This window comes from Bradyrhizobium sp. LeoA1Lang (assembly GCF_055413685.1).
The window spans coordinates 1-4,127 of the sequence record NZ_JBVAPG010000317.1 but is presented as its reverse complement, the minus strand read 5'-3'; the positions used below and the strand labels follow the sequence as shown (position 1 = coordinate 4,127).

The following is a 4,127-nucleotide window of genomic DNA, read 5'->3' as shown; positions in this document are numbered from 1 at the left end:
CGTTCGTGACCGTGCGCCCGCGCGGGCGCTCGGGACCGCGCCAGATGATCGATTGCACGCGCCGGCCAGGTGCGCGTAACGGCCTCCCAGCTTCAGACCAACCAGCGCATATTTCCGCCTTGGGTCATAAGTTCCGCTTGGAAGGGCGATCAGTCACTTCCGGTCTACCCCGATAAGCAGACCATTTCTGAACCCGCGCGGACTTCCCATTTGGGCCAGAAGCAGACCTAACGTCTCGCCCGATCCCCTATTGGTTGAGCACAGTCACGCGAGGATCGTCAGCACGTATTGACGTTTGCAATCGGACTGGATCGACATTCTTGCGCTTCGCCCATTCGACAAGGCTTGGTGGGCGATAAGTTGGATCGGCCTGCCACCGTTGGAAAACGCTTGCATCGATCGTCTCGTTGACCGTGGTATGCGTTCCGTTCGATTGGACATCCGGCTCTGCGCCGATGACCCGATTCAGGGGCGAGGAAACGATGGAATACGCTCCCTCTACGAATGAGTGGTACGAGTCAATAATGCGCGCTTTCACGGCGTCTCCGTCGAAAATGACTTCCGAACGGAACGAAAGTCCGTGTGCTTGCGCCTTCGCCATCATCCAGTGCAGCGGAGCTTGGGCAAGGAGGTCGGTCTCATAGCCTCCGCCGACGTTAGCATGGGCGCCGACGAACCAACGCTGCTCAACGTTGGAAAGCGCGCGCGGCGGCGGGCCGGCTATGCCCGATTCCTTGCGATGGCGGACGGTCCAAAGGGTGGGAGCAAAGTCACGACGGTGCTCGTCGATGGCAAGCGCGTGATAGCCATTCTGGATTGGAAGGAATAAACCTGTCTGGTAATAATCAAATTTGGACCGGCTGATTCCTGGAATATCCCCGGCCGCCAAGCCGACCGAACCGACGGTATCCCACACGCCGACGACCTTCACCTTCGTGGGTTGGGAGTACTTGAGCAACCATCTTTCTTGGTCTGTCAGCTTGTTTGCGTCGCCGGCCGCTTCCTTGTCCTTCAACGTCCAGATGCTTTCTTCGTTTCCCTTCTGATAGCGACTGAAAAGTTCGGCGATGCCGATAGGCGAGCCTGCTTTCAGGATGCCTTCAAGCGCGACCAAACCAGCGAGGCTTCTCGCCGTAAACGCGCCGCGACTAAACCCAAAAATGAAGATTTCATCGCCTTCGTTGTAATTTTCGATGAGCCACTCGTAAGCGAGGCGGATGTTTTCATCGAGCCCCTTGCCGAAGACGCCCCCCATGAACCCGTTTACGCCGATTGAGTAGTAGACAAGTTGAGGCCTGCCGTCGGCGCTTTTCGTGCCAGTGAGCGCCCGCATGCGCCAAACATTCGTATTGCTATCGACACTGTTCCATGTGCCGTCGAGGAATATCGCGAGCCGTTTTTGCTGCTGCTCCCCGCCTGCAAAGTTTGGCTGGCTGCCGCTTTTCTCCGCGGGGCGACCGACAAACGCCACGATCCAAGCGATGATGCCGACGGTGAACACGAAGGCGATTGTGTGTAGACCGCGCTCAATCCAGCGCCAAACTCGCCACTGCCAAATTCTCCACTTCCAGAACTTCATAGTGGCGTTCCCGCTGGTCGGCGAAATCCGAGAGGATCGGCAATCTTACCGAGAATAATCCGTTTCGCTGATTCGGCGCACGTCGCGCGTTCACATTTCCCCCCTCATACTTTGACGAGTTTTTCTACCGGTTAGCTATCAGGATTTAGCGAGTTCAAGGCCGCGTACCGGATTTTCTGGCCCAGGGATCCGCTGAGCACCATTTAAGGCTGACCTCCAAGGCGCCTCCTCGATTACGTCAGCTTCGGGTCAATAACCTCTGTTGCCTCTCGGTCGCAGACTTCCGGTCTGTCCCTGTGAACGGACTTCTAGCTATACCGCGTCAACGGCAGCGATGGGCTTGAAGCCGACTTCGACGCGAGGACTTGAATTACCTCCTTGTCATCAGTTGCAGACCGAGGGCGGAGGACTGACTTATTGGGCCTCAGCGATCTTCGGTCCAGATGACAAAATCTGCGCGTTGGTTGCCGAGGGCCGGTTCGACGGCGATGCCGGGTCCGGCGATCGGAACGCGGCGTCGGGCGACGCTCCCTGGGATGGTCGACGGGCAGCGGTTGCCGGGAGCACGATTACTTTCGCTCCGACTTTCACCCGCTCATAAAGGTCCACGACGTCCTCATTGGTTAGCCGGATACAGCCGGACGAAACCCGCTTCCCGATCGTCTCGGGCTTGTTTGTGCCGTGAATTCTATATTCGGTCTCGCCCAGATACATCGCCCGAGCGCCGAGCGGGTTGCCGGGACCCCCTGCCATAAACCGCGGCAGATAAGGCTGACGCACAAGCATCTCTGCAGGCGGACGCCAATCCGGCCATTCTGTTTTACGGGCCACAGTTTGCTCGCCGGACCATGTGAAACCTTCGCGGCCAACACCGATGCCGTAGCGCAACGCTTGCGTGTCGCTCAGAACGAAATACAGGAATGTGTTCTTGGTATCGATGATCACGGTGCCCGGCGTCTGGTGGCTGGTGTAATCAACCACCTGCCGAACAAATGCTCCGGGACCGTCAGCAGCTTTTGGTGGTTCGACCAGAGGCGCCGGAGCCGAAATCGGAGCGGGAGCTGGCGCTGAGGCATAATTTGGAGTTGCCACGTAAACCAGAGTTGACGATGCCAGGGCTTGGGGTGCGGACGGCTTCCGTATCGGTTGCACGCTCGTCGGGCGAGACAGCAAGCTGTATCCCAATGCGGCGACGGCCACGGCGCCAACTGCAACTCTCGCGGCCCTTGGCAGTGCGAGCGCTTCTGCCTTTCCACGTTTGGCCCGCTTATTCATATCTTTCCTCCGGTCACGATGCCCGGAACAGGTACCCAGCAAAATTTAAGAAACTTCGAAGCGATCGCTCAGACCGCAACCGTTGGCGGCGCTTAATGCCGAACTCTTGTTCGGCAACATGAAAATTGGGCGTACCGCCTGATATTAAGGTAGCGACGTGGACGACGCGACTTCGCGGAACGCGTCGAGGTCTGAATCGACCGGCGGAGCGGACAGCGCCCCGCTCTTTCATTAACGGGCTTCGGGTCATTTTCAGCCCTCCCACCACCCGAATGGACCAAAGTTCGCCTCCAATTGTCGACAAGCCGACATACGTTGAGACGGTTGCTCGCGCGAAAATGACCGACCTCACCAACTGAGGAGGTCACCATGACCGATGTCCTAAGCTCCAACGAGAATGTCGCCAACCGCGTATCATGGAATAAGGGCAAGATCGTTGGCGCGAAGTCGCCACTCCGCCCCAAGCACGTCTGGTCCATTCGAACGAAGCTCCTAGTCGAGGGTCGGACTCGCGATCTGGCGCTGTTCAACATAGCCATCGACAGCAAGCTCCGTGGTTGCGACGTAGTCGCCTTAAAAGTCGATGACCTTGCACCAAGCGGCTATGCATCCGATAGAGCGAGCGTCCGCCAGAAGAAGACGGGCCGTCCCATAAAATTCGAACTTACTGAGACGACACGGCAGGCCATCGATGACTATCTGCGGGCAACGGGCAAGAAGCCAGGAGATCGTCTGTTCACCGGCCGCAGAGGGCCGGACTGCAACCTGACAACACGGCAGTATGCGCGCCTGCTATCTGACTGGCTGGCCGGTATAGGATTGGATCCTCATCTGTTCGGCACGCATTCCCTTCGTCGAACCAAGGCGACGCTCATCTATCGCCGCACCGGTAATTTGCGAGCCGTGCAGCTTCTGCTGGGGCATACAAAAATCGAGAGTACGGTCCGCTATCTCTGAATAGAGGTCGATGACGCACTTGCAATAGCAGAACAGGTCGATGTCTGAACTGGCTGGGCAGAGCGGACGCGCTCTGCCCGCCCTTTCCGGGCGGCTGCGGGGCCAGAAGCTGACATGGATCTTTCCGAGGGCAGCAATTCATTGTTCATATCTGCTGCATGCGCGAGCAAGTCTTCTCGAAAGGCGCGGCCTCCAAGTCGCATCGTTTGCCACTTGATGGTGCGTCGAGGAAAGATCCCGGCGCCAATTCCCGTTACTCACTTGCCGCCAGTGACATCGAGGAACGTGCCGGTGATGAACGAGGCCTCGGCGCCGG

At 58.1% G+C, this 4,127-nt stretch carries 3 protein-coding genes; 1 reads left to right on the top strand and 2 read right to left on the bottom strand.

Annotation, left to right across the window (positions count from 1 at the left end; all coding sequences use genetic code 11):
* Nucleotides 1-247 precede the first annotated feature (247 nt).
* Both ACZYOF_RS42575 and ACZYOF_RS42570 read right to left on the bottom strand, forming a co-directional pair.
* Nucleotides 248-1,579, bottom strand: coding sequence for a DUF2235 domain-containing protein (locus ACZYOF_RS42575; RefSeq protein ID WP_282532767.1), 1,332 nt, complete (start codon nucleotides 1,577-1,579; stop codon nucleotides 248-250).
* A 414-nt stretch (nucleotides 1,580-1,993) separates the two neighbouring features.
* Entirely contained in the window at nucleotides 1,994-2,854 is an 861-nt protein-coding gene (locus tag ACZYOF_RS42570) for a L,D-transpeptidase (protein WP_282532778.1), read from the bottom strand.
* A 369-nt stretch (nucleotides 2,855-3,223) separates the two neighbouring features.
* Here ACZYOF_RS42570 and ACZYOF_RS42565 point away from each other — a divergent pair, with 369 nt between their 5' ends.
* Nucleotides 3,224-3,811 carry a tyrosine-type recombinase/integrase gene (locus ACZYOF_RS42565; RefSeq protein WP_463719478.1) on the top strand — a complete coding sequence of 196 codons (588 nt, stop codon included), beginning with the start codon at nucleotides 3,224-3,226 and terminating at the stop codon, nucleotides 3,809-3,811.
* The last annotated feature ends 316 nt before the right edge of the window (nucleotides 3,812-4,127 follow it).

Coding starts and splice junctions, on each gene's coding strand:
- ACZYOF_RS42575 (WP_282532767.1), bottom strand. CDS start 1,579: ATGAAGTTCTGGAAGTGGAGAATTTGGCAGTGGCGAGTTTGGCGCTGG.
- ACZYOF_RS42570 (WP_282532778.1), bottom strand. CDS start 2,854: ATGAATAAGCGGGCCAAACGTGGAAAGGCAGAAGCGCTCGCACTGCCA.
- ACZYOF_RS42565 (WP_463719478.1), top strand. CDS start 3,224: ATGACCGATGTCCTAAGCTCCAACGAGAATGTCGCCAACCGCGTATCA.